The sequence below is a fragment of the Sagittula sp. S175 genome, from assembly GCF_049800975.1.
Lineage (GTDB): Bacteria > Pseudomonadota > Alphaproteobacteria > Rhodobacterales > Rhodobacteraceae > Sagittula.
The window spans coordinates 44752-67403 of record NZ_JBNAGB010000015.1; the positions used below are offsets into that span (position 1 = coordinate 44752).

General features: G+C 66.2%; 23 protein-coding genes and 1 pseudogene. 13 read left to right on the plus strand and 11 right to left on the minus strand.

The features are described 5' to 3' along the window. The first annotated feature begins 94 nt into the window (after positions 1–94). Positions 95–853 carry an IclR family transcriptional regulator domain-containing protein gene (locus tag ACP16H_RS17500; RefSeq protein WP_425073627.1) on the plus strand — a complete coding sequence of 253 codons (759 nt, stop codon included), beginning with the start codon at positions 95–97 and terminating at the stop codon, positions 851–853. 187 nt (positions 854–1040) lie between these two features. On the opposite strand, the gene ACP16H_RS17505 is transcribed toward ACP16H_RS17500, so the two are convergent. The 6 genes from ACP16H_RS17505 to ACP16H_RS17530 form a co-directional block, all read right to left on the minus strand. Then, the gene (locus ACP16H_RS17505; RefSeq protein ID WP_425073545.1) at positions 1041–2927 is read right to left on the minus strand and encodes a bifunctional sugar phosphate isomerase/epimerase/4-hydroxyphenylpyruvate dioxygenase family protein; all 1887 of its coding nucleotides are present in this window, start codon (positions 2925–2927) and stop codon (positions 1041–1043) included. Beyond that, the gene (locus ACP16H_RS17510; protein WP_425073546.1) at positions 2924–3769 is read right to left on the minus strand and encodes a shikimate dehydrogenase family protein; all 846 of its coding nucleotides are present in this window, start codon (positions 3767–3769) and stop codon (positions 2924–2926) included. The genes ACP16H_RS17505 and ACP16H_RS17510 overlap by 4 nt, the downstream gene beginning before the upstream one ends. 2 nt (positions 3770–3771) lie before the next feature. Next, positions 3772–5274 (minus strand): tripartite tricarboxylate transporter permease, encoded by a 1503-nt coding sequence (locus tag ACP16H_RS17515; RefSeq protein WP_425073547.1) that lies wholly within the window; start codon positions 5272–5274, stop codon positions 3772–3774. After that, a complete protein-coding gene (locus tag ACP16H_RS17520; protein ID WP_425073548.1) occupies positions 5271–5843 on the minus strand; it encodes a tripartite tricarboxylate transporter TctB family protein in 573 nt (190 codons plus the stop codon). The genes ACP16H_RS17515 and ACP16H_RS17520 overlap by 4 nt, the downstream gene beginning before the upstream one ends. Before the next feature lie 112 nt (positions 5844–5955). Next, positions 5956–6957: a Bug family tripartite tricarboxylate transporter substrate binding protein gene (locus ACP16H_RS17525; RefSeq protein ID WP_425073549.1), complete on the minus strand. Its 1002-nt coding sequence runs from the start codon at positions 6955–6957 to the stop codon at positions 5956–5958. A 154-nt stretch (positions 6958–7111) separates the two neighbouring features. Further along, entirely contained in the window at positions 7112–8029 is a 918-nt protein-coding gene (locus ACP16H_RS17530; protein ID WP_425073550.1) for a LysR family transcriptional regulator, read from the minus strand. A gap of 116 nt (positions 8030–8145) precedes the next feature. On the opposite strand from ACP16H_RS17530, the gene ACP16H_RS17535 reads away from it, so the two are divergent. Both ACP16H_RS17535 and ACP16H_RS17540 read left to right on the plus strand, forming a co-directional pair. Further along, positions 8146–9831: an FAD-dependent oxidoreductase gene (locus ACP16H_RS17535; protein ID WP_425073551.1), complete on the plus strand. Its 1686-nt coding sequence runs from the start codon at positions 8146–8148 to the stop codon at positions 9829–9831. Then, the gene (locus ACP16H_RS17540) at positions 9831–10634 is read left to right on the plus strand and encodes a sugar phosphate isomerase/epimerase family protein (protein ID WP_425073552.1); all 804 of its coding nucleotides are present in this window, start codon (positions 9831–9833) and stop codon (positions 10632–10634) included. Before ACP16H_RS17535 ends, ACP16H_RS17540 begins: the two co-directional genes overlap by 1 nt. 18 nt (positions 10635–10652) lie before the next feature. Here ACP16H_RS17540 and ACP16H_RS17545 read toward each other — a convergent pair whose 3' ends face one another. Both ACP16H_RS17545 and ACP16H_RS17550 read right to left on the minus strand, forming a co-directional pair. Then, positions 10653–10961, minus strand: coding sequence for a MocE family 2Fe-2S type ferredoxin (locus tag ACP16H_RS17545; protein ID WP_425073553.1), 309 nt, complete (start codon positions 10959–10961; stop codon positions 10653–10655). A gap of 31 nt (positions 10962–10992) precedes the next feature. Then, positions 10993–12072, minus strand: coding sequence for a fatty acid desaturase family protein (locus ACP16H_RS17550; RefSeq protein ID WP_425073554.1), 1080 nt, complete (start codon positions 12070–12072; stop codon positions 10993–10995). 150 nt (positions 12073–12222) lie between these two features. On the opposite strand from ACP16H_RS17550, the gene ACP16H_RS17555 reads away from it, so the two are divergent. The 3 genes from ACP16H_RS17555 (at position 12223) to ACP16H_RS17565 (ending at position 13530) form a co-directional block, all read left to right on the plus strand. Continuing rightward, a complete protein-coding gene (locus ACP16H_RS17555; protein WP_425073555.1) occupies positions 12223–12408 on the plus strand; it encodes a LacI family DNA-binding transcriptional regulator in 186 nt (61 codons plus the stop codon). 6 nt (positions 12409–12414) lie between these two features. Then, the gene (locus ACP16H_RS17560) at positions 12415–12549 is read left to right on the plus strand and encodes a hypothetical protein (RefSeq protein ID WP_425073556.1); all 135 of its coding nucleotides are present in this window, start codon (positions 12415–12417) and stop codon (positions 12547–12549) included. A gap of 177 nt (positions 12550–12726) precedes the next feature. Continuing rightward, positions 12727–13530: a TIM barrel protein gene (locus ACP16H_RS17565; RefSeq protein ID WP_425073557.1), complete on the plus strand. Its 804-nt coding sequence runs from the start codon at positions 12727–12729 to the stop codon at positions 13528–13530. Positions 13531–13780: 250 nt separating this feature from the next. On the opposite strand, the gene ACP16H_RS17570 is transcribed toward ACP16H_RS17565, so the two are convergent. Further along, complete coding sequence (locus tag ACP16H_RS17570; RefSeq protein WP_425073558.1) at positions 13781–14206, minus strand: GntR family transcriptional regulator; 426 nt, start codon at positions 14204–14206, stop codon at positions 13781–13783. Positions 14207–14461: 255 nt separating this feature from the next. Between ACP16H_RS17570 and ACP16H_RS17575 the strand changes: the two genes are divergently transcribed. The 7 genes and pseudogenes from ACP16H_RS17575 (at position 14462) to ACP16H_RS17605 (ending at position 20888) form a co-directional block, all read left to right on the plus strand. Continuing rightward, positions 14462–14899, plus strand: coding sequence for a hypothetical protein (locus ACP16H_RS17575; RefSeq protein ID WP_425073559.1), 438 nt, complete (start codon positions 14462–14464; stop codon positions 14897–14899). 32 nt (positions 14900–14931) lie between these two features. Then, positions 14932–15423 (plus strand): annotated as a pseudogene (locus ACP16H_RS17580) (TRAP transporter substrate-binding protein). Between the two features lie 60 nt (positions 15424–15483). Then, positions 15484–15960 (plus strand): TRAP transporter small permease, encoded by a 477-nt coding sequence (locus tag ACP16H_RS17585; protein ID WP_425073560.1) that lies wholly within the window; start codon positions 15484–15486, stop codon positions 15958–15960. A gap of 33 nt (positions 15961–15993) precedes the next feature. After that, positions 15994–17286: a TRAP transporter large permease gene (locus tag ACP16H_RS17590; protein WP_425073561.1), complete on the plus strand. Its 1293-nt coding sequence runs from the start codon at positions 15994–15996 to the stop codon at positions 17284–17286. A gap of 19 nt (positions 17287–17305) precedes the next feature. Next, entirely contained in the window at positions 17306–18271 is a 966-nt protein-coding gene (locus ACP16H_RS17595) for an NAD-dependent epimerase/dehydratase family protein (protein WP_425073562.1), read from the plus strand. Further along, positions 18271–19515 carry a ribulose-bisphosphate carboxylase large subunit family protein gene (locus ACP16H_RS17600; RefSeq protein WP_425073628.1) on the plus strand — a complete coding sequence of 415 codons (1245 nt, stop codon included), beginning with the start codon at positions 18271–18273 and terminating at the stop codon, positions 19513–19515. Before ACP16H_RS17595 ends, ACP16H_RS17600 begins: the two co-directional genes overlap by 1 nt. After that, positions 19512–20888 carry a four-carbon acid sugar kinase family protein gene (locus ACP16H_RS17605; RefSeq protein ID WP_425073563.1) on the plus strand — a complete coding sequence of 459 codons (1377 nt, stop codon included), beginning with the start codon at positions 19512–19514 and terminating at the stop codon, positions 20886–20888. Before ACP16H_RS17600 ends, ACP16H_RS17605 begins: the two co-directional genes overlap by 4 nt. A 64-nt stretch (positions 20889–20952) precedes the next feature. Here ACP16H_RS17605 and ACP16H_RS17610 read toward each other — a convergent pair whose 3' ends face one another. After that, positions 20953–22002, minus strand: coding sequence for an aldo/keto reductase (locus tag ACP16H_RS17610; RefSeq protein ID WP_425073564.1), 1050 nt, complete (start codon positions 22000–22002; stop codon positions 20953–20955). Positions 22003–22024: 22 nt separating this feature from the next. Then, positions 22025–22648, minus strand: a complete 624-nt coding sequence (locus tag ACP16H_RS17615) for a dihydroxyacetone kinase family protein (RefSeq protein ID WP_425073565.1) — start codon at positions 22646–22648, stop codon at positions 22025–22027. Positions 22649–22652 lie beyond the last annotated feature (4 nt).

Sequence of the window (22652 nt, forward strand, 5' to 3'; positions counted from 1 at the left end):
TGTCTGGCGACAGGGGTAGCGCGGGGCGGGTTGTCGGGCGATCCCTTTTGTGCGCATCGTGAGATTTGTTCGGATCGTGCAGCGGGGTGTGCGCATCGTGACCAAGACGGATTATGTCGCCTCTTTTGCCAAGGGGCTGCGGGTGATCGCGGCCTTCGGGGCGGAGCACCCGCGCCTGTCGACCTCCGAAGTGGCCGAGAGGGCCGGGCTGGACCGCGCCACCGCCCGGCGCTGCCTGCTGACCCTGCATCACGAAGGCTATGCGGAGTTCGACGGCAAGTTCTTTACCCTCACACCGCGCGTGCTGCGGTTGGGCATGGGGGCGCTGGCGGCGCTGCCCCTGCCGCAGAGGGTGCAGCCTTGGCTGGATCAGTTGTCGGAGAAGATCGGTCAGTCGACCTCGGTGTCCATTCTGGACGAGACGGAGATCGTGTATCTGGCCCGCGCTGCCATGCGGCGCGTGATGTCGGTGGGGCTGTTGCCGGGATCGCGGCTGCCAGCGCATTGCACGTCCATGGGTCGGGTGCTGCTGGCGGCGCTGCCGGTTGGGGAGGCGCGGGCGCTGGTGGATCGGTCGGATCTGACGCCGCGCACGGCCTTCAGCCTGACCGATCCGGGCGAGATCATGGAGGAGCTGGCGCGGGTGCGGGCGCAGGGCTTTGCCATCATCGACCAGGAGGTCGAACTGGGGCTGCGGTCGATCGCCGTGCCGCTGCTGGATGCGCGCGGGCAGGTGGTCGCGGCGCTGAACACCGGGGTGGCCGCGGTGCAGGGAGAGGCCTCCGAGTTGGAGGCGCTCTACCTGCCGCCGCTGCGGCGCACGCAGGAGGGGTTAGCCAGAGTACTGACCTGAGTTCTTACCTGACAATGACAGAGCGGAGGGCCGCGCCCGAACCCTGGGTGGGCGCTTTGAACGCCTGTGGCAGGCGCTGCGCATCAAAGTCCCTGACGAGCGCGTGTTGCGGACCATCGCCAATGCGCCCTCCCGGGGGGAGGGTTCGGGCGCGGCCCGGGCTGACGCCCGTGCCAAGGGTCGCGTGTCAGGTGCTGGGCATCCCCTTTGGGCGCATCATGCGTTTCTGGGCGGCGATGCGGAACGGGGCGTTGGGCGCGCCGTAGCCGTCGTAGCCGTTCAATCGCTGCACCACTTCGAAGAAGAAGCCGCCGCCGAAGGGCTGCGAGTAGAACTGGTAGAACGCCCCCTGAGCATCCTCGTCGTAGAGGATGTCATGCGCCTGCATGGCGGCGATGCGGTCGGCGTCCAGATCGAAGCGCGCGGCGAGGTCGCGGTAATAGTTGTCGGTCATCTTCAACGGCTGAAAGCCCGCCTCGGCCATGTGACGCGCGCTGCTGAAGATGTCGTCGCTGGTAAAGGCCACGTGCTGCACCGCGCCGCCAAAGGACTCCGCGAGGAAGGAGCCTGCCAGCGTGCGATGCGTCTCGGCCCCGTTCAGGGTGATGCGTGCCGCCGCGTCGGGCGTGCGGATCGCCTGAGAGCGCACCAGCCCGTCCGGGTCGATCACGTCGTTCATCCCCGAGGGCCGCATGTCGAAAAGCGAGGTGTAGAACAGCGACCACGAGAGCATTTCGTCGTAGCTCATGGTTTCGGCCAGATGGTCGATGCGGCGCAGGCCCGCGCCGGTGGTCGGGCCGCCTGCGTCACGGAATTCCACGTCCCAGACCTCGGACAGGCCGCTTTTCTCGTCGATGAAATGCATGACCGAGCCGCCGACACTGCGGATGGCGGGAATGTCGAATTCGCCGGGGCCGACGGGCTGGTTGAACAGCGTGGCGCCCAGTTCACGGGCGCGCGCCGTGGTGTCGGCGGCGCTGGCGACCTTCAGCCCCACGTCGCAGATGCCTGTGCCGTGGACGCTGTAGGCATGGTCGGCGAATCCGGTGGTTTCCTCGTTCAGGACGATGCGGATCTCGCCCTGCTGCCAGAGCGTGACCTGCTTCGAGATATGCTGACCGATGGCGGCGAATCCCATGGAGGCGAGGAGCTTGCGCAGGGCCTCGGCCTCGGTGCCGCGGGTGGCGAATTCGATGAACTCGACGCCCTGCACCTGTACGCGGGCGGGGATCACGGGGAGGTCGACGGAGACGTCAGGCTCCAGCCGCCGCACGTCATCCATCAGCGCGATGAGCGAGCGGTGACCGTCGAGCGCCAGCCCCTCGGGGCGGCCGCCCCGGAACTGGTCGTTGAAGATCTCCAGGCTGATCCAGTCGTCGTAGCCGGTTGCCGACACGGCGCGCATGAAGTCGGTCACGGGCAGGTCGCCCTCGCCCGGCATGTTGCGGAAGTGGCGCGACCAGTACAGCAGGTCCATGTCGATCAGCGGCGCGTCGGCCAGCTGGACAAAGGTGATCTTGTCCGCCGGGATGCGGCGGATGGTGTTCGGGTCGATCTTGCGCGAGAGCGTGTGAAAGCTGTCAAGGATGACGCCCACGTTGGGGTGATCGGCGCGGCGCACGACCTCCCACGCGTCGCGGTGGTCGTTGACGTGGCGGCCCCATGCCAGCGCCTCGAACCCCACCTGGATGTTGTATTCGCGGGCGATGTCGCCCAGTTCGGCGAAATCATCGGCGGCGCGGTCGATGCCCCCCAGCGCCTGCGGGTGGCAGGAAGAACAGACGAGGATGCGGTTGGTCCCCAGCTCGGCCATGGTGTCGAACTTGTGCCGCGCGCGGTTGAAGGCGCGGCGGCGCAGGTCGCCGGTCAGCCCTTCGAAGTCGCGGAAGGGCTGGAAGAGCGTGATCTCCAGCCCGTGGTCGCGGATCATGTTGCCGATATCGCGGGCGCTGCCCTCGTCGGCGACGAAATCCTGCTCGAAGATCTCGATGCCGTCGAAACCGGCCTTGGCGATGGCGGAGAGTTTCTCGCGCAGGGTGCCGGAGATGGAGACTGTGGCGATGGAGGTTTTCATGCCGCGTCCGCCTCTGCTTGCAAGGAGGCGCGCAGTTGGGCCTGGTCGAGTGGCTTGCCGGCGAAGTGGTCCCACGCGTGGACGCCCTGCCAGAAGAACAGCTCGTAGCCCGAGATGATGGTCAGACCGGCGGCCTCGGCGTCCTTCAGAAACTGGGTGTCAACGGGGGTGTAGACCGCGTCGAAGGCCCATTCGGCCCCGGCCATGCAGGGCGCGGGCAGGGGGGTGCCGTCGTAGCCCACCATGCCGACGGGGGTGCCGTTCAGCAGGCCCTGCGCGCCTTTGGCGGCTTCCTCGGCGTCCGTGTGGGTGACGATGCGGGTGGGTTTTCCGGCGGCGCGCAGATCGGCGGCCAGTGCTTCGGCCTTGGCCGCGTCGCGGTCCACGAGGCGGATTTCCTCGGCCCCCAGTGCCAGCAGGCCAAAGGCCAGCGCGCGGCCCACGCCGCCGGTGCCGATCAGGCAGCAGATGCCCGGCGCGGCCTCGCGCACGCCGCGATACCCGGCGATGAAGCCGCTGTAATCGGTGTTGAACCCTTTCGGCCCGCCGTCCTCGAACAGCACGGTGTTGACCGCGCCGATGGCGGCGACCAGCGGGTCGGGGATGGTGACCTTCTTCGCGGCGCGTTCCTTGTAGGGGTAGGTGACGTTGATGCCGCGATAGCCGCGCCCGGCGCAGCGGTCGAAGACCTCGTCGAAGTCCTCACCCATGTCGCGCGGGATCAGGCGGTCGTATTGCACGACCATGCCATTCTGTTCCCCGGCCAGCCGATGCAGCACCGGCGCGCGGGAGCGGGCGATATTGTCGCCGATCAGGCCGAGTTTCAGATCCGGAGAGGTCATGGTCAGGACTCCTTGAAGAGCTTGGACTTGCCCCAGCGCCACACGGGCGTCTGCGACACGAATACCAGGATTACGGCAATCATCAGCACCAAAGACAGCGGGCTGGTCACGATCCCCTCGAAGAACCGGCCAAGGTCCTCGCGTTCGGAGATGATCGCACGCCGCCAATTGTCATCCAGCAAACGCGACAGGATCACGCCGAGGATCACCGGCCCAAGCGGGTAGCCGTAATGGCGCATGAAGTAGCCAAACACGCCGAAGCCGAGCATCCAGTAAACATCGGCGATGGAGTTGTTCACCGCGAAGGCGCCGACGATGGACAGCAGCATGATGAGCGGGATCAGCACCGAGCGCGGCATTTCCACGATCTTGGTGAACAGCTTGATCCCCGTCAGGCCGAACAGCAGCATGAAGCAGTTCGCCATCACGAGGCAGCCGACGATGAACCAGAACATGTGCGGCTGTTCGATCATCAGCATGGGGCCGGGGTTCAGCCCGTGGATGAAGAGCGCGCCGATCATGATGGCGGTCACCGCGTCGCCGGGGATGCCCAGCGTCATCATGGGGATGAAGGCCCCGCCGACGGCGGCGTTGTTGGCGGTCTCGGGGGCGACGAGGCCCTCCATCGCGCCTTGGCCGAAGGGGCGTTCGGGGTTCTTTGTCACGCGCTTGGCGTGGTCGTAGGCCATGAGCGCCGCGATATCGCCGCCGGTGCCGGGCAGCGCGCCGATGATGACGCCGATGGAGGACGTCTGGAGCGACAGCGGCAGGTGTTTCTTTACGGTGGACAGGGACGGGACGATGCGGGTGATCTTTTGCCGGACGGCGTCCTTGTCGACGTGGTGCAGCTGAAGCAGCGCCTCGGAGACACCGAACATGCCGATCATCACGGCGATGAAGGAGATCCCGCCGTTCATCAGTTGCAGGTCAAAGGTGAAGCGTTCGGTGAAGGTCAGCGGATCACGGCCCACCGCGCCGATGGCGATGCCAAGTGCGCCCGCGAAGATGCCCTTGACCAGCGAGCCCTGGCTCAGCGAGCCCACCAGCAGGATGCCGAGGATCGCCAGCAGCATGTAGTCGCGCGGCTGGAATTTCAGCGCGAAATCCGCGACGAAGGGGGCCGCCAGCGCCAGTACGGCGATGCCGACGAAGCCGCCGATGAAGCTCATGACCGTGGTGACGCCGATGGCGGTGCCCGCCTCGCCGCGCAAGGCCATGGGGTAGCCGTCCATCGCCGTGGCAATGGCCGAGGGCGCGCCGGGGATGTTCAGCAGGATCGCCGTGCGCGAGCCGCCGTAGACGCCGCCCATGTAGATGCCGATCATCAGCGAGATGGCGGGCAGCACGTCCCACGAGAAGGTAAACGAGATCAGGATCGAGACGGCCATGGTGACCGACAGGCCCGGGATCGCGCCGACGTAGACCCCGGCGAAGGTGCCGACCCCCACCAGCATCAGCAGTTGCGGCTGGGTGAAGACGGTGAAGAAATCCATAAGCGCGCTCATTCTGCGCCCCCCGTCAACAGCGTGCGGAAGAATTGCACCAGCTCGGCCTCGGGGAAGATGCCTGCGGGCATCAGGACCGAGAAGACGATGCGGAAGATCAGCCAGATCACCACCAGCGCGGCCAGTGCAATGCCGATGGCCCAGGGCCAGGAGCGGCGCGACAGGACCTTGATCGCGACGATCAGGAAGAGGGCCGAGACCGGCAGGAAGCCCAGCGGTTTCAGCAACAGGCCGTAGCCCACCAGCAGTCCCGCGAACAGGATTACCACCCACGGCAGGATGTCGCGCATCACGGTTTCCGTGCGGTCCAGCGGCAGGCGGAGCGTTTTCAGCAGCACCACGGCGGCGCTGAGCACCATCACGACGCTTGTCGCCAGCGGGATCGAGCGCGGCGAGGACAGACCGTTGGGACCGAATGAATTCTCGATGCCCCAGGCGCTGTGCACCAGCACGAGGCTGGCCACCAGCAGGAAGGCGGCAAAGACCAGCTCGCCGGGGCGGCGCTTGTCCGCTTCGCCGCCGGGTGTGGCGTCCGACGTGCCGTCGTGATGTTCGGGGTCAATCCGCATGGGGCCCTCCTCCCGCTGGATCTGTCATGAAAGAGGCGCTGCACCTCGATGAAATGCAGCGCCCAGTCGTGCCTTGGGTCTGTGAGGACCCGACAGGGAGTTCCTGTTCGGCTTACTCAGCCGGACGCGCGATGCCGAAGTCTTCGGGCGAGGCCTTGGTCATGCCTGCGTCCTGAAGCAGCCACGCGGTGCCCTGCTGCCACTTTGTCAGGAAGGCCTCTGCCTCGGCGCCCGAGATGTTCATCAGGGTAAAGCCACGGCCGTCCATCAGGGCGGTGAAGTCGGCGTTCTGCGCGGCCTGCGCGTAGGCGTCGGTCAGCTTGGCCACCACGTCGTCGGGCGTGCCCTTCTTGACGAAGACGCCAAAGAACGGGCCCCAGGGCAGGTAGGTCGCGTAACCGGGGTTCACGACGCCCACGGCCTCGACGCCCGGCAGCTTGTCGCTCTCGGCCACATCGACGACGCCGAGCGCCTTCATGTTGCCGGCCTTCACGCCTTCGATGGCGGCACCCAGAACGGCGGGCATGACGTCGATTGCGCCGCCCTGCAGGCCGGTCAGCGCCGGGCCGTCACCGTCGTAGGGGACGAAGATCACATCCAGATCACCCTCGACCGCCTCGACCATCGCGGTCACGACGGAGGGTAGGCCGCCCGGACCGGTGGAGCCGAAACGCACCTCGCCCGGATGCTCCTTCACGTAGGCGATCATCTCGGAGTAGGTGTTGAAGGGCGCGTCGTTGTTGGCGACCAGCAGCGGCGTGCCGCGTGCCAGGATGTTTACGGGCGTGAACTCGCCGTAGTCCTTGTCGCCCAGGCCCATGATCTTGTAGAGCATCGGGTTTTCCGCGCCCATCAGCACGGTGTAGCCATCCGCCTCGGCGTCGGCCACGTAGTTCAGGGCGATGGCACCCACGGCGCCGGTCATGTTCTGCATGACCACGGTGCCGCCCAGCACCTCTTCGGCGTGCGGCGTGACGGAGCGCATCACCGTGTCGGTGGAGCCACCGGCCCCCCACTGGATGATGCCCTGGATTTCCTTTTCGGGGTATTCGGCCGCGGCAAAGCCTGCGGAGAGTGCGAGCGCCGCAACGGCACCGAACAGAATGCGCTTCATGATATCCTCCCAAAGCGTCGTTTTCACAAAACCACCCGAGGCCGGGTGGACGACATGGGACACTTGATTGCAGGAGTCGGGCCGTAACGTCAAATGCGCATTTGGCGTTCGCATTAACATGATGTTATTTTGGTGCGCACCAGTCAGCGCATCATTACCGCATCCAGGGGCCGTCCTCGACCGCCTTTGTCAGCTCGCGCCGGAACTGCGCGATGGCGTATTCGGCAAAGCCAGACAGCACGCGGCCCTTCTTTTGCACCACGTGGATCGACACGCCGCTGGCCTCTTTCAACGGGCGGCGGGTGACGCCGGGCATGTAGACCTCGGCGACCGAGAACTCGTCGATCAGCGCCACGCCAAGCCCGTGACGGACGAGGCTGACGACCGTTTGCGCGAACCGCCCGCGCATGGCGTGGCGCATCTCGATCCCGGCGTTTTCGAAGGGTTGCGCGAGGATGCGGCCATAGGGGTCGGCTGGGTCGATGCCGATCAGCGACTCCCGCGCGAGGTCGTGCACCGACACTTCGCGCTGCGCGGCCAGCGGGTGACCGTCGGGCATGATGACCACCAGCCGCCTCTCGGCGATCTTCTCGTTCTCTACGGCGGCGTTGGGGATGGGGGAACTCATGATGACGAATTCGCCGCGCTCCAGCAGGAGGTAATCGAGGGTTTCCTCGATCTTGAGGATGTTCAGGTCGATGAACAGGTCGGCGTAGCGCCCGCGCACCCGCTGCATCACGCGGGCGGCGATGAACTGCGCGACCGAGGGGGCAGAGGCAAAGGCCAGACGCACGTCCTCGCCCTTTTGCAGGGCACCCACGGCGTCTTGCAGGTTGGCGACGCCCTTGTAGACCTCGCGCAGCTGGTCAAAGACCTTGCTGGCCTCGATCGACGGCACGAACAGCCCGGCCTTGCGTTCAAACAGACGGATGCCGAGGCTTTCCTCGGTGTGTTTGACAAGGCGGCTGATGCCCGGGGCCGAGACGTTGAGCATCTGCGCCGCCCCGTTGATGGTGCCCGTCAGCATCACGGCGCGGATCACCTCGATCTGGCGCAGGGTCATTTCCGGCATGGGCGGTCCTCCTGCGCCGGAAATTAACATCAGGTTACGCATCTGCAAGAACAAGCATTTGACGTTAGCCCTAGCAGGGGCAGAGGGTGCCGCCCGGTCTAAGGGAAGGATTGTGCGTGTCCGAGGTGGTGATGTGTGATGTGCTGGTCGTGGGATCGGGCGCGGCGGGGCTGGCGGCGGCGGTGACGGCGGCGCATCGCGGCGCGCGGGTCGTTCTGGTGGAAAAGGCCGAGGTGGTCGGCGGCACGACCGCGTGGTCGGGCGGCTGGATCTGGGCGCCCTGCAACCCGGTGGCGCGTCGTCATGGCATCACCGAGGACCGGGACGCGCCGCGCCGCTACCTTGAAGCGGTGCTGGGCAATACCTTCAACGCGGAACTGGTGGATGCATTTCTGCAGGCCGCGCCGGAAATGGTGGGGTTTTTCGAGGCGCATACGGCGCTGAGTTTTGACTGCGGCGCGAAGATCCCCGACACCTACAGCCACCAGCCCGGCGCGGGCATGGGCGGGCGGTCGGTGATCGCGCAACCCTATGACGGGCGGGCGCTGGGGGACGCTGTGCGCCTGCTGCGCAAGCCGCTGCCCGAGACATCGTTCTGGGGGATGACCATACAGGCGGGGCCGGACCTGCGCGCCTTCATGACGGCGACGCGGTCGGTGGGATCGGCGCTGCATGTGGCGCGGCGGCTGGGGGTGCATCTGTTCGATCTGGCGCGGCATGGGCGCGGGATGCAGCTGCGCAATGGGCAGGCGCTGGTGGGGCGGCTGTTGCGGTCTGCGTTGGATGTCGGGGTGGAGGTGCGCGTGGGCCATGCGGTCGAGCGGCTGACGCGGGAGGGTGACGCGGTGACCGGCGCGGTGCTGCGCGGGCCGGAGGGTGAGGTCACGGTGCAGGCCGCGCGTGGCGTCGTGCTGGCGACGGGCGGCTACCCGCAGGACATGGACCGGCGTTTGGAGACCTTTCCGAGGCCTGAAACCCACGCCACATTGGCAGTGCCCGAGGCGACGGGCGACGGGTTGCGACTGGGCGAAAGCGTGGGGGGCCAGCAGGCGCGCGACCTTGCCGCGCCGGGGGCTTGGTGTCCGGTGTCGCGGGTGACATGGCCGGACGGGCGACAGGCGGTCTTTCCCCACATCATCGACCGGGGCAAGCCGGGGGTGATTGGCGTCTTGGCCAATGGCCGGCGGTTCTGCAACGAGGGCCTTGGGTATCACGACTACGTTCGCGAGATGTTGGAGGCGGTGCCGGACGGCGAGCCGCCCGTGTCGTGGATGGTCTGCGATCATCGGTTCCTGCGGCGTTATGGCTTGGGCATCGTGCGGCCCGCGCCGGTGCCGATCAAGCCGTGGATCAGGTCGGGCTACCTGAAGACGGGCAAGACGCCCGAGGCGCTGGCCACCGCCTGCGGCATCGACCCGGAGGGGCTGCGCGCGACGCTGACGCGGTTCAACGCGGATGCGGCGCGGGGCGAGGATACGGCGTTCGGGCGCGGCAGTACGCCTTACACGCGGTTGCAGGGCGACCCGGACGTGGGGCCGAATCCTTGCGTTGCGCCGATCGACAAGGGGCCGTTTTACGCGGTGCAGGTGGTGCCGGGCAGCTTTGGCACCTTTGCCGGATTGCGCACGGACGGCGCGGCGCGGGTGCTGGATGCGGGCGGCGACCCGGTGCCGGGCCTCTACGCGGCGGGGACCGACATGGCGAGCGTCATGGGCGGGCAGTACCCGGCGGGGGGCATCAACCTTGGGCCGGCGCTGACCTTTGGTTTCATCGCGGGCCGGCATGCGGCGGGGGGAGAGTGATGCGGAAACTGTCCATTGCACACCTGAGCGCCATCGAGCTTGCGCCGCCTGCGTTCATCCATGCGGCCAGTGACGCGGGGTTCGACGCGGTGGGGCTGCGGCTGCGGCGCGTAACGCCGACCTCGCCGGGGTATCCGCTGATGGACGATCCCGCGATGATGCGGGCGACGCAGGCCGCGCTGCGCGCCACTGGGCTGGCGGTGCATGACGTGGAGTTCCTGAAGATCGAGCCGGGACTGGTGTTGCGTGACCTCGACCCGCTGCTGGACGCCGGGGCCGCACTGGGGGCGCGGGAGGTCATCTGCGCGCCCTATGATCCCGACCTGGGGCGGCTGGCCGACACGCTGGGTACGCTGGCGGAACGTGCCGGGGCGCGGGGGATCGGCGTGTCGCTGGAGTTCTTTCCGTGGACGGTGGTGCCCACGCTGGAGGCAGCGCTAAGCGTCGTCACGCAGGCGGGGGAGGGGGTCGGCATCCTGCCCGACGCGCTGCATTTCGACCGCTCCAACAGTCGCTTGCCGACGCTGGCGGGGCTGGGGCCGGAGCGGCTGCGCTTTGCCCATCTGTGCGATGCGCCGGTGTTGCCGCGCTATGAAGAGGAGACGCTGCTGTTCACCGCCCGCGAGGAGCGTCTGCCGCCCGGCGAGGGGCAGATCGACCTGGCGGCCTTCCTGGGCGCGCTGCCCGCTGACCTGCCCTTGGGGCTGGAGGTGCCGCGCACGCGGCGCACCGCCGAGGTCGGCGCGGCACAGGTGATGCAGGAGATCATGGCCGCCACGCGCCGGGTGCTGGCGCTGGTCTGACGGCGGCTTGGCCGTGCCTCAGACCTCGATCCAGACGCGGCCGTCTTCGACCTTCACCGCGTAGGTGTTCAGGTTGACGCAGGCGGGCGCGCGAAGGGCCTCTCCGGTGCGGTAGTCGAAGGTGGCGTTGTGCTTGGGGCACTCGATTTCATAGTCCTGCACCAGCCCGTTTTCGAGATGCACGTCCTCGTGGGTGCATTTCTCGTCCGTGCAGAAGAAATCGCCGTCGGGCGCGTGGTAGATGGCAAAGGTGCGGCCTGCGTGGTCGAAGCGGATAAGGTCCTCTGCTTCGATGTCATCCGTGGCACATGCGTCAATCCAGGGCATGCGTTTCCTCCCGTAAGTCCTTGATGTGGTGTTATTTTGCGGCGTTGCCCAGGGCAGAGGCGTGGAAATCCTCGCGGTAGGGCTTGGCTGAGGCGGGCAGGTCCCGCTTGAGGAAGAAATCCTCGTAGGCCAGCTGGCGTTTCAGCACCGGAAGGAACTCGCGGTAGGCGTCCCACATTGAGGTGTTGGGCGCGGGCAGGTCATGCTTGATCGCGTCGTGCAGGGCGGGCAGCTGGTGGTAGGGGACCATGGGGAACATGTGGTGTTCCACGTGGTAGTTCATGTTCCAGTAGATGAAGCGCGACACGGGATTGATATAGACCGTGCGCGTGTTCAGCCGGTGATCGGTGACGTTGTCGGCGAGGCCCGCGTGCTGCATGAGGCCGGTGAGGACCATGTGCCATGCGCCGTAAAGGCGGGGCAGGCCGATCACCATGAGCGGCAGGATGGACTGCGTAGCGACCGCCAGCGCGATGGTCGCGGCGTAGATCGCCGTCCAGATGCGGGCCACGCGGATAACCTTGGGGCGCTCCTGTTCGGGGATGAAGTCGGCTTCCTCCGGGTGGATTTTTCCGGCAGCGTTGTACAGCATCCGGCCCCAGCCGTGCCACGCATCGAGGATGCCGAAGGAGTTGAGGAAGATTGCAAACAGCGCCGGAGGCCGCATGGCGACGATTTCCGGATCGCGACCGACGATGATGGTGTCGGTGTGGTGGCGGGTGTGGCTCCACCGCCATGTGACGGGGTTGCGGATCATGCAGAAGCAGGCGACCTGATACAGCCAGTCGTTGTAGCGCCGCGTCTTGAAGGCGGTGCCGTGGCCACATTCGTGCCAACGCGAATCCATGGCCGACCCGTAAAGCACGCCATACGCCAGCCAGAAGGGCGCGGACCACCACGAGGGCCAGAGCGCGATGCCCAGCCCCGCAAACAGGATCATGCAGCCGAACAGGATCGCGGTGTCACGGATGGCGGGCTGGTCGGCGCGTTGCATCAGCGCCTTCATCTGCTTGCGGGGGATGTCGGTGTGATACCACTCGGCGGCGGCCAGGCCGGTGTCGACGGCGCGGCGGGCGTCCTCGCCCAGCAAGGAATAGTCGCGACGGGCCATGGGTTCCTCCCTCCGGTCGGCTGATGCCGGAGATTAGGCGCGGGCTGTCGCATCTGCCAATGAGCTGCGATGAATATGTCTAGCGCGTATCATTTTCGATCTGATTGGATGATATAATCGTTTCAGGAATGCGCCCCGGGGGAGGACAGGATGGCCCGCAGACCGACGCTTCAGGACGTGGCCCGCGAGGCGGGGCTGAGCATCGCGACGGTGAACCGCGTGGTGGCCGCCGCCCCCGGCGTGCGCGAGGACACCGCCCGCCGCGTGGCCGAGGCGGCGCAGGAGTTTACTATGCTCGACACATTGGTGAACCAGGACACACGGCGGCTGACGTAGGAGGTCATGCTGGATCTGCTGGATCTGCTGGAGCGCAATTCCGACCTTGTCGGCATTTACCCATTTACCCTGCTGCTGGCGGACATGGCGCATGGCGGTCGAGCGGGGCAGGGCAGGTGTTTCTGGATTCCCTGCTGGTGAGTCCGGAATTCTTCTGCACCGTTATACGGTTGTATTATTACTGACCGGGACAGATGCCTCTCATCGACGGGAAAACCTGCATCCTGAGGCGAAACGGTTTGACCAGAATCAGTTTCCCGCGCCTTTTCTGTCTTGTCGGGTCGCGGTGCCGCCCCACGCAAGGGAGAGGAACGACACGTGAAATTCGCGCTGAACCACATGACCGCGCCGCGCCTCGATTGGCGCGCCTTGATGGAGATGGCTCAGGGGCTGGGGTGCGTCGGGGTCGAGTTCCGCAACGACCTGGGCCGCGCGCTGTTCGAAGGCTTTACCGCCGAGACGGTGGCCGACGAGATGACGAAAGCCGGCCTGCGGACCGTCGGCCTGAGCCAGGTCTATCCCTTCAACGACTGGAGCGAGGCGATCCGCCACGAGGTCGCGGGGCTGATTACCACCGCGCAGGATCTGGAGGCCGAGACCATCAGCCTGATCCCGCGCAATGACGGCACGCGGATCGGCGGCGACGTGCTGCGCACCGCCCTGCGGGAAATCCTGCCGATGTTGCAGGAGGCCGACATGGTCGCGCTGGTGGAACCGCTGGGGTTCGAGCGATCGAGCCTGCGCACCAAGGCCGAGACCATCGAGGCGATCGAGGCCGTGGGCGGCACGGATCACTACAAGATCGTGCATGACACATTTCACCACACGCTGGCGGGCGAGACGGAATTTTTCCCGGAATACACCGGGATCATCCATGTCTCGGGCGTCACGGAAACCGGTTTGGGTATTGGCCAGATGGAGGATGCGCATCGCGCGCTGGTCACCGAAGACGACCGTCTGGGCAACATCGCCCAGATCGCGGCCCTGATTGGTGCGGGCTACGACGGGCCGATCAGCATGGAGGCGTTTTCGCCCCAGATCCACCAGCTGACCCGCGACCAGATCATGGCGCAGCTGCGCGGTTCGTTTGATTTTATCCGCTCTCGGGTGGCCGCCGCCTGACGACTTGTCTGCAAGCGGCAAAGAGACCTCGAAGCGGCGCCTCTGGGCGCCCTTACGATCTGGAAGAAGTCCGGTTATTGGTGTTTTCATGGGGCCGGGCTTTGCCTGAGGTGTGGCCCATGGCGGCAACATCTTGCGGAATGCGGGACACGAATAATCCTGATTATGTAACTCGATAGTCGTCTCTACACCGGGCCGGGATCTGTTCTGATTCTCTGCCCGCATGCTCGCGCTGTGCTGGCCGTCTGCCTTACGCCCAGGCCCATCCCTGCGTGTGATGGCGCAGAGTTGCGGCGTTCTGCGTCGCTCCATCGAACTGGCGCGCCGTCATGATGCCGAAGCGGGCCCAGACACGGGCCGCTGTCCGTCTGAGAGCGGTCAGTCTGGAGGCGGTTGGGCCTCGGGGTTTCGTGGATAGATCGTCGACAGCTGGAAAAGATGCGCCCGCATCTGCTGCGCCGCCCGGTCGGGATCTCGCGCGGCAATGGCGTCGAAGATTGCCTTGTGCGCGCGTGCCGGGCCGCGTTTCGATCAGCCCGCTCTTTTCAAGCGCCGCCATCGCCTCGCGCACCGTCAGGCTGGACACGCCGAAATCGTCCATCAGCGTCCGTTCGGAGGGCAGGGTCTCGCCGACCGGGTACACGCCACTGCGGATGTCATCCGCGAGGATTTCCACGAGATCCTCGTGCATTCGCCGACGCTTGAGTGGGCGCCGCTCTGGCTCGCCTGAGACGAGCGCGCCTTATGTAGCCTCCGGTTTCACCATTGCCGTTCCTCCGGCCGCTTTCCGCAAAGGGCGCAAAATTGATGGTCGACGAATAAGCCGTTTTCCTCTGAGGGATGCAACATTGTTCTGATGGTCAGACCAGTTTGGAGACGTCACGCAGCGGAGTGGAGGACGGCCCGGCGTGATCGACATGAGAGATTTGAGATGAAGAACATCGTACGCGCGGCGCTGTTGGGCAGCGTTGCATTGGTCAGCCCGGCCTGGGCCGAGGACGTCAGCATCGCGCTGCACGTCGATCCGGGGCACGAGATGTTTCAGGTCGGCAAGCGGCTGAAGGACGCCATCGAAACTCAGTCCGAGGGTCGATTCACCGTGACCTTGCTGGGCACCGAGGTCGGTGGCGAACGCGACCACCTCGAAGGCGCGAGCATCGGCGAATACCAGATCGCATTGGGTGGCTCGATGCCGATGTCGCTATATGCGCCGCAATACGCCGCATCCGATTTGCCCTTTGTCTACAACGACAGCGCCACGGCGCGGATGGTTTACGAGGGCGCGATGGGCGAGGTCGTGCAATCGGCCTTTGTCGACAGTGAAAACTGCGGCTGGTCGGCCTTTCGGTGCGCAATCCGCGTAACCTGACGTCCAAGGTTGCGGTCAAATCCCCCGAGGACGTGGCGGGTGCCCGCCTGCGCATCCCCGAGATCGCGCCCTGGGTCACGATCTGGCAGGAGATCGGCGCGCTGCCCTCTCCGATCGCATGGCCGGAGGTCTAAACCTCGCTGCAGACCGGCGTGATCGAGATGCAGGAAAACCCCGTGGACTTCATCTACGCAGGGCGGCTTTACGAGGTGCAGGACTACGTCAACAAGACGGAGCACGTACACTCGTTCTTTCACTGGCTGATGAACGAGGATTTTTACCAGGACCTGTCCGAGGAAGACCGCGTGCTGCTCCAGGGCGCCATCGACGAGTCGATCGCCTGGGGTGACGAACTGGTGAAGAGCAACGAGGCCGTGGCCTACGAGAAGCTTCAGGCCGAGGGCATGGAGATCGTCGAGGTCGACGTCGACGCCTTCCGCGAAAAAGCCAAGCCCGCGATCCGCACCGTCGCAGAGGGCTTTGCGCCCGAAGTCCGCGATTTCGTGCTGTCGCAGATCGACTGAAAAACAGGGTTCCGGCCCGCCGCCACGCGCCCGGGCCGGAACCGCCGAAGGGAGGACGACATGACGGAGACTTCCGTTGCGACCATGACACCGGTCAACGCGACCGGGCCCGTCTGGCGTCTGATCGAATGGGCGATGCTGGCCTGTTTCATCGGGATGCTGGCGGTGATGTTCATCCAGGTGACGGCGCGCTACGCGCTGGCGGTCGGCGTGCCCTGGACGGACGAGACCTCGCGGTTCCTTTATATAGGGCAGATCTTCCTCGGCATGAGCATCGCGCAACGCTACGGCCAGCACATCCGCACCACCGTGGCACTGGACCTGATGGGTCCCCGCCTGCGCCGCCTGTCCGAGACGCTCGCCGAAATCGTGACCGCCGGTGATCGGCGTGGCGCTGATCGTCGGCGCCGTGCAGATGATGCTGAAAAGCGGCAATGCCAGCGCCAGCACCCTGCCGATCCGCATGTCGGCGATCTACGGCGTGCAGGCGCTCGGACTCGCGCTTTATACCCTGCTGGTCGTGAAGGATGTCTTTGACCGGCTGAGACCCCCTGCCCCGGAGACCCGCCCGTGACCATCCTCCTTGCCCTTTTTGGAACGCTCGTGTTGCTGATGGCCATCGGCGTGCCCGTGGCCTTTGCCATGGTCGGTTCCTCCCTCGTGGTCCTGGCGGCCAATCGCGGCCTCGATTCCATTCCCTATGAAATGCTCGCGCAGCGCACGCTGTACGGGGTCAACAGCTTCACGCTTCTGGCCATCCCGGCGTTTCTGGTGATCGGGCGGCTGATGAACGCGTCCGGGATTTCGGACCGGGTGTTCAACGTGGCGCGCGTGATGGTCGGGCACCTGCGCGGCGGGCTGGGCCATGTGAACGTGCTCTCCTCCATGATCTTTGCGGGCATGTCCGGGTCCGCAGTGGCGCATGCCGGCGGCCTTGGTCCGGTGCTGATCAAGGCGATGGATCGCGACGGCTACGACCGGGGGTTCAGCGCCGCCGTCACCGCGTCGTCCGCCACCATCGGCCCGATCATCCCGCCCAGCATTCCCGCCGTGATCTACGGTGCGCTGGCCAATGTTTCCATCGCCGCCGTCTTCCTGGGGTCGATCATCCCCGGCGTGCTGATGGGTCTGAGCCTCATGATCCTGGTCGCGATCATGTCGCATCGCCGCGGCTACCCGGTGGCAGCGCGGGCCACCATCGCGCAGGTCCTTGCCGCCATCGCCCAGGGCGCGTTGCCGATGCTGACGCCCATGATCATCATCGTCGGCATCCTGTCCGGACTGTTCACGCCCACCGAAGCCTCGGTCGTTGCGCTGGTCTACTGCCTGTTCATCGCGGCGCTGGTCTACAACACCATCTCGTTGCGCGACTTCTGGGTCATTTGCCGCGAGACGGCGGTGGACACCGCCGCCCTTCTGGCGATCATCGCCGGCTCGGCACTGTATGCGTGGGTGCTGGCGCGCTACCAGGTGACGACGCAGATCATCGACATCCTGACCGCCACGGTGCAGAGCAAGTACCTGCTGTTGCTGTTGCTGACGTTCTTCGTCCTCGCCATCGGCATGTTCATCGATTCCGTTCCCGCACTGTTCCTGCTGACGCCGATCCTTGTGCCTCTGGTGCAGAGCTACGGCATCGACCCGGTGCATTTCGGCGTGGCCATGATCTTCAACCTGATGATCGGATTGGTCACGCCACCGGTCGGGACCGTGCTGTTCACCGTGCAGAAGGTGGCAGACGTCCCCTTCCGCGACCTTCTGCGTGACATCATGCCCTTCTACATCCCGCTGTTCGGGATGTTGCTGGCGATCACCTTCATCCCGGGGCTGGTGCTGTTTCTCCCCGGACTGCTGCTGAACTGACCCCGAAAGGCAAACACACATGGCAATTCTCGTATTTGGCGGCATGGGGCATGTCGGCAGCTGGATCGCGCACGACCTGCTTGAAGCAGGCGAAGAGGTGGTCATCTTCGACCTCGGCGCGCGTGGACTGGCGGGGCGCGGCCTCGACTATCTCGAACCCTACGCCGACCGGCTGTCTTTCGAGGATGTCGACATCCTCGACACCCACACGCTGTTTGAACGGATGCGGGCCTGGGAAGGCCGTATCGACGCCGTGATCTTCGGCGTGGCGGTGATCGCCGGGCCGACTTTCCGCCTGCGCCCCTTCCGCAACATTCAGGTGAACACCGTCGGCATGATAAACGTGCTGGAGATGTGCCGCATCCTCGGCGTGCCGAAATTCGTCAACCTGTCCTCGGGCGCGGTCTATGGCACCGCATCCGGCGGCCAGACCGAAGAAACACCCGCCGTGGCCTCTGACCTCTACGGTGCGACGAAGATCGCCAACGAGACGCTGGCGTCGCAATACGGCAATACCTATGACATCGACGTGCGCCATGCGCGGCTGTATTTCGTCTATGGTCCGGGAAAGCTGCCCTCGACGATGCATGTCCTTTATCAGGCGATGTTCGGCCCGCTCCAGGGGCTGAGCGACGTGGCGGCCGCCTCGGGCGGCGATCAGGGGCTGGACTGGACCCATGTGCGCGATACGGCGCAGGGCGTGGTCCATCTGCTGCGGGCGCCCGCAGAGGTGGCCCGGGGAGAGGCCTTCAACATCTCGTGCGGCGTCTCCACCCCGCATCAGACGATCGTCGACACCGTCACGGACCTTCTTGGCCGCGACAGCGGCATGACGCTGGGGGCGGGCAGGTTCTTTGAACGTGGCGCGCCGCTGGACATCGCCAAATCCGTGCAGGGGCTGGGCTTTGCGCCCCGCTTCACAGACATTCGCGACGGGCTGGCGGATTACCACGACTGGCTGAAATCGGTCGGACAGGCCGGGTGATGGAGACCGACCGCATTCGCGCCACCTACCTGCTGCGCACCGCAGGGGATGCCGCACAGGTGGCAGAGACCGTGGCCGGTGAACAATCCAGTGGCACCTTCGTCAGGCTCGCGGGCGAAAGCGCCGCCTTGCGGGACCGCGCGGCGGCGCGGGTCGAACGGCTGCACGAGGTGGCGGACAGTGGCCTGCCGCCCCTGCCCGGCTGTCGTCCCGGCGCCATGCGCAGTTTCGAGATGGAGCTGTCCTGGCCGCTGGAGACCATCGGTGCCTCGCTGCCTAACCTCATGGCCACGGTCCCGGGCAACCTCTTCGAGTTGAAGGACGTGGCCGGGCTGAAGCTGACCGGCCTTGCGCTTCCCGATGCCTTTCTCGCGCCGCAGCCCGGTCCGGCCTTTGGCGTGGAGGGCACGCGGCAGCTGTCGGGCGTGCCCCGCGGCCCGCTGATCGGCACCATCATCAAGCCCTCCGTCGGCCTCTCACCTCAGGAAACCGCCGCGCTGGTGCAAGAGCTGGCGGAGGGGGGCATCGACTTCATCAAGGATGACGAACTGCAGGCCGACGGCCCCGCATGTCCCTTTGACGACCGGGTCCGCGCCGTATTGGCCGTGCTGGACCGCCACGCCGCGCGCACCGGAAAGCGGGTCATGTATGCCGCGAACCTTACCGGCGACATCGACGAGATGCGCCGCCGCCACGACATGCTGGAAAGCCTCGGGGGCACCTGTGCGATGCTGTCGCTCAATTCCGTCGGCATGGCGGGCGTGCTGGCCTTTCGCCGTCACAGCACCCTGCCGATCCATGCGCATCGCAACGGCTGGGGCTATCTTGGCCGCAGCGTGGACAACGGCTGGTCCTATCCCGCATGGTCGATGCTTTGGCGGATGGCGGGGGTCGACCACATGCATGTGAACGGGCCGGACAACAAGTTCTGGGAAGGAGACGACAGCGTGATCGCTTCTGCCCGCGCGCTTCTGACACCGCTGTCCGGCAGCCGAAGCATGGCGGCAATGCCGGTGTTTTCCTCCGGTCAGACGGTGCGGCAGGCGCATGGGACATGGCAACGCCTCGGGTCCGCCGATCTGATCCATTGTGCGGGAGGCGGTATCATCGGCCATCCGGCGGGAACACGTGGCGGGGTGCAGGCATTTCGCGATGCCTGGGACGCGGCACAATCCGGCAGCCCGCTGACCGAAGCAGCGCAACGATCGCCCATGCTGGCGCAGGCCATGGAGGCCTTTCGATGACGGACAGCCTGCCCGAGGGCCTGTTGCTTGCCTTTTACGGCGATGACTTCACCGGCTCGACCGACGCGATGGAGGTCACCGCCATGGCGGGGCTGCGCACGGTGCTTTTCACCGCGCCGCCGTCAGAGGAGGACCTCGCGCGCTTTGCCGACTGCCGTGTGATCGGCATCGCAGGCACGGCACGGGCCCGCTCCCCCGAATGGATGGCGGCACAGCTGCCGCCGATTTTCGACCGCCTCGCGGCGCTCGGCCCCCGCATCCTGCAATACAAGGTCTGCTCCACGTTCGATTCCGCACCGCACACGGGATCCATCGGCAAGGCAACGGAACTGGGAGCAGCGGCGGTGCCGCCGGGGTGGATCCCCAGTATCGTCGGGGCGCCGCAACTGGGGCGGTTCCAGGCCTTCGGCTCGCTCTTCGCGACCGCCTCGGGGCGGCAGTACCGGATCGACCGGCACCCGACCATGGCCCGCCATCCTGTAACCCCGATGACCGAAGCCGACCTCCGCCTGCATCTCGCGCGTCAGGCCGACGTGCCGATTGGCGGCATCGACCTGGCGGAACAGGCCTCCGGAGACCTCTCGGCCCGCATCGCAGACGCACAATCGGCAGGGCAGGTTACCTTTCTGGACGTCGCCTGTGCCGTCAGCCAACGGGCGGCAGGTGCGATGGTATGGGAGACGTCCGGGGAAACCGTCTTTTGTCCGTCGTCCTCCGGGCTACAGTATGCGCTGGTTGCGCATTGGCGCGCGTCCGGACTGCTGCCGTCGGACCCGCCGCCGCTGCCGCGCCATGCGCCAGTCGACCGGCTGCTGGTTCTCTCCGGCAGTTGTTCGCCGGTCACCGCCGAGCAGATTGCCACTGCCGAAGACGCGGGCTTTGCCCTGCTGCGGATGGACGTCCTCAAGGCTGCAGATCCGGCACGCGCCGGGGCCGAGGTCGCGCGTATTCAGGACGAGATGTCAAAGGCTTTTGCAGACAACCGCCGCGGGGTGCTGGTTTATGCCGCAAGGACGGTCGATGATCCGGCCTATGCGGCGCTGCAGACGTGGGTCCGCTCTGCCGGGATGCCAATGGCGACGGCGCAGGCCGGGATCGGCGCGGCCCTCGGACAGATCGCCCTTCGGGCGGTGCCGCGCTTCGCGCTTGATCGCGTGGTGATCGCGGGCGGCGACACTTCGGGGCGCGTGCTGGAGACCTTGCCGGTGCTGGCGCTGGAGGTTGCACATCCCCTCGCGCCCGGCGCGCCGATCTGCCAATGCCATGCGACGGACCCGGACTTCGACGGGCTTCAGGTTGTGCTCAAGGGCGGCCAGCTCGGGCCGCCGGATGTCTTTTGTCAGGCCATGGTGCCGAAAGCGCCCTGCGACTGAGACGGTTCCCGTGTCGACGCGGGCCCGCAGCAGTCCAGCGGATGGACTCCGGCGGGCGCCGTCCTCACTGCCCCGATACGCCGTGCAACGCGGTCTCCGGGCCTGCGAAGCGCGCGCGGGCAAATTGATCCTGATGCCAGTGCGGATAGATCATCGGCGGGCGGCTTACGCTGTCGATCCGGGCAAGGTCGTCCGCCGTCAGGTGCAGGTCAAGCGCGCGCAGGTTGCGGGAAAGCTGCTCCGGTTGGCTGGCCCCCACCACCAGCGAGGCCACGGCGGGACGGGTCAGCAGCCAGGCCAGCGCCACCTGAGCCGCCTCGACCTCATGTTCCTGCCCGATCTCCCTGAGCACGTCGACGATGGCCCAGAGCCGGTCCCAATCGCGGATCGGCGGTTCGGTCCAGCCCTTCGCCTGTCGGCTGCCCCCGGCAAACCCGTCGCGCGAATGTTTGCCCGAGAGCAACCCTGCGGCCAGCGGGCTCCAGACGGTTACGCCGAGCCCTTGATCCACCGAGATCGGCAGGAGTTCATATTCCGCCTCCCGCGCCTCCACGGTGTAATGGATCTGCTGCGTCACGAAGCGCTTCAGGTTGTGCCGTTCCGAGGCCATCAGCGATTTCATCAGCTGCCAGCCGGTGTAGTTGGAACACCCGGCGTAGCGTATCTTGCCATGCCGCGTGAGCGTATCGAGCGCTTCCATCGTCTCTTCCACCGGGGTGAGCCCGTCCCACTCGTGGATGTGGTAGATGTCTATGTGATCCGTCCCGAGGCGCTTCAGGCTGCGTTCACATTCGCGGATCAGATGCCAGCGGCTTGCGCCCTCGTCGTTCGGACCATCGCCGATGCGCATCCGCGCCTTGGAGGAGATCAGCACCCGGTCGCGCCGCCCATCCAGAGCCTGGCCGAGGATGTCCTCGGCGAGGCCGGTGGAATACATGTTGGCCGTATCCAGAAGGGTGATGCCATGGTCCAGACAGGTGTCGATCAGCCGGGCCGCGTCGGCGACACCCTGCGCGCCGACCATGCCGAAATCGCCCTTGCCGCCGAAGGTGAAGGTGCCCATGGCAAGGGCCGAGACCTTCAGGCCGCTGCGGCCAAGCTGTCGATAGATCATGAGGTGTCCTTTCAGTCGGGGGTCAGGCGCGGACCACGTCGCGCATGACCTCGATCAGCATGAGCGCCACTGTGCCGCCGGCGTCCGCAAGGCCGCGCGATTTTTCCTGGAAAGCGGCGGCCTTGCCGTGCTGGGCCACCATGTCCCTGGTCGCTTCCAGCGCCTCTGCCGCAGCCGTGACAGCGGTCTCGAGCGCCTCGGGAAGGGCGCCGGTGTGCGCTTCCAGCGCCTTGGCGATCGGGTCGAGCACGTCGAGCACGGTCTTGTCGCCGACCTGAGCCTTGCCGCGCTGCTGGACACCGTCGGCAAAGGCGCGCCAGAAGCGGGCTGCCTCCGGGGTGCCGAACTGCGTGGTCCCTTCCTGCGCCTTGAAACCGCGCAGGAAACCGGTGGCCATGAGGGTGCCCATCGTCGAGGGCGCGGCCTTGGCCAGCGCGGCTCCGGCCAGTTTCATCTGGCCCGCGATGTCCGCCTCCGGCGCGGCCTCGACCGCGTCGCGCGCGGCAGCGAACCCCTTGGACATGGTGATGCCGAGGTCGCTGTCGCCTACCTTGCCGTCGAGCGCGATCAGCGCCTCGCGTTCTTCGACGAAGCGTGTCGCCCATGCAGGATACAAGGCGCGGGTCTGGTTCGCCGTCAGTCCCATGGAA

Excerpts from the sequence above, each read along its gene's own strand:
- ACP16H_RS17555 (WP_425073555.1), top strand. The coding sequence starts at position 12,223 with ATGGCCCGCAGACCGACGCTTCAGGACGTGGCCCGCGAGGCGGGGCTG.
- ACP16H_RS17525 (WP_425073549.1), bottom strand. The coding sequence starts at position 6,957 with ATGAAGCGCATTCTGTTCGGTGCCGTTGCGGCGCTCGCACTCTCCGCA.
- ACP16H_RS17575 (WP_425073559.1), top strand. The coding sequence starts at position 14,462 with ATGAAGAACATCGTACGCGCGGCGCTGTTGGGCAGCGTTGCATTGGTC.
- ACP16H_RS17545 (WP_425073553.1), bottom strand. The coding sequence starts at position 10,961 with ATGCCCTGGATTGACGCATGTGCCACGGATGACATCGAAGCAGAGGAC.
- ACP16H_RS17605 (WP_425073563.1), top strand. The coding sequence starts at position 19,512 with ATGACGGACAGCCTGCCCGAGGGCCTGTTGCTTGCCTTTTACGGCGAT.
- ACP16H_RS17540 (WP_425073552.1), top strand. The coding sequence starts at position 9,831 with ATGCGGAAACTGTCCATTGCACACCTGAGCGCCATCGAGCTTGCGCCG.
- ACP16H_RS17600 (WP_425073628.1), top strand. The coding sequence starts at position 18,271 with ATGGAGACCGACCGCATTCGCGCCACCTACCTGCTGCGCACCGCAGGG.
- ACP16H_RS17505 (WP_425073545.1), bottom strand. The coding sequence starts at position 2,927 with ATGAAAACCTCCATCGCCACAGTCTCCATCTCCGGCACCCTGCGCGAG.
- ACP16H_RS17515 (WP_425073547.1), bottom strand. The coding sequence starts at position 5,274 with ATGAGCGCGCTTATGGATTTCTTCACCGTCTTCACCCAGCCGCAACTG.
- ACP16H_RS17530 (WP_425073550.1), bottom strand. The coding sequence starts at position 8,029 with ATGCCGGAAATGACCCTGCGCCAGATCGAGGTGATCCGCGCCGTGATG.
- ACP16H_RS17560 (WP_425073556.1), top strand. The coding sequence starts at position 12,415 with ATGCTGGATCTGCTGGATCTGCTGGAGCGCAATTCCGACCTTGTCGGC.
- ACP16H_RS17585 (WP_425073560.1), top strand. The coding sequence starts at position 15,484 with ATGACGGAGACTTCCGTTGCGACCATGACACCGGTCAACGCGACCGGG.
- ACP16H_RS17595 (WP_425073562.1), top strand. The coding sequence starts at position 17,306 with ATGGCAATTCTCGTATTTGGCGGCATGGGGCATGTCGGCAGCTGGATC.
- ACP16H_RS17550 (WP_425073554.1), bottom strand. The coding sequence starts at position 12,072 with ATGGCCCGTCGCGACTATTCCTTGCTGGGCGAGGACGCCCGCCGCGCC.
- ACP16H_RS17615 (WP_425073565.1), bottom strand. The coding sequence starts at position 22,648 with ATGGGACTGACGGCGAACCAGACCCGCGCCTTGTATCCTGCATGGGCG.
- ACP16H_RS17520 (WP_425073548.1), bottom strand. The coding sequence starts at position 5,843 with ATGCGGATTGACCCCGAACATCACGACGGCACGTCGGACGCCACACCC.
- ACP16H_RS17610 (WP_425073564.1), bottom strand. The coding sequence starts at position 22,002 with ATGATCTATCGACAGCTTGGCCGCAGCGGCCTGAAGGTCTCGGCCCTT.
- ACP16H_RS17510 (WP_425073546.1), bottom strand. The coding sequence starts at position 3,769 with ATGACCTCTCCGGATCTGAAACTCGGCCTGATCGGCGACAATATCGCC.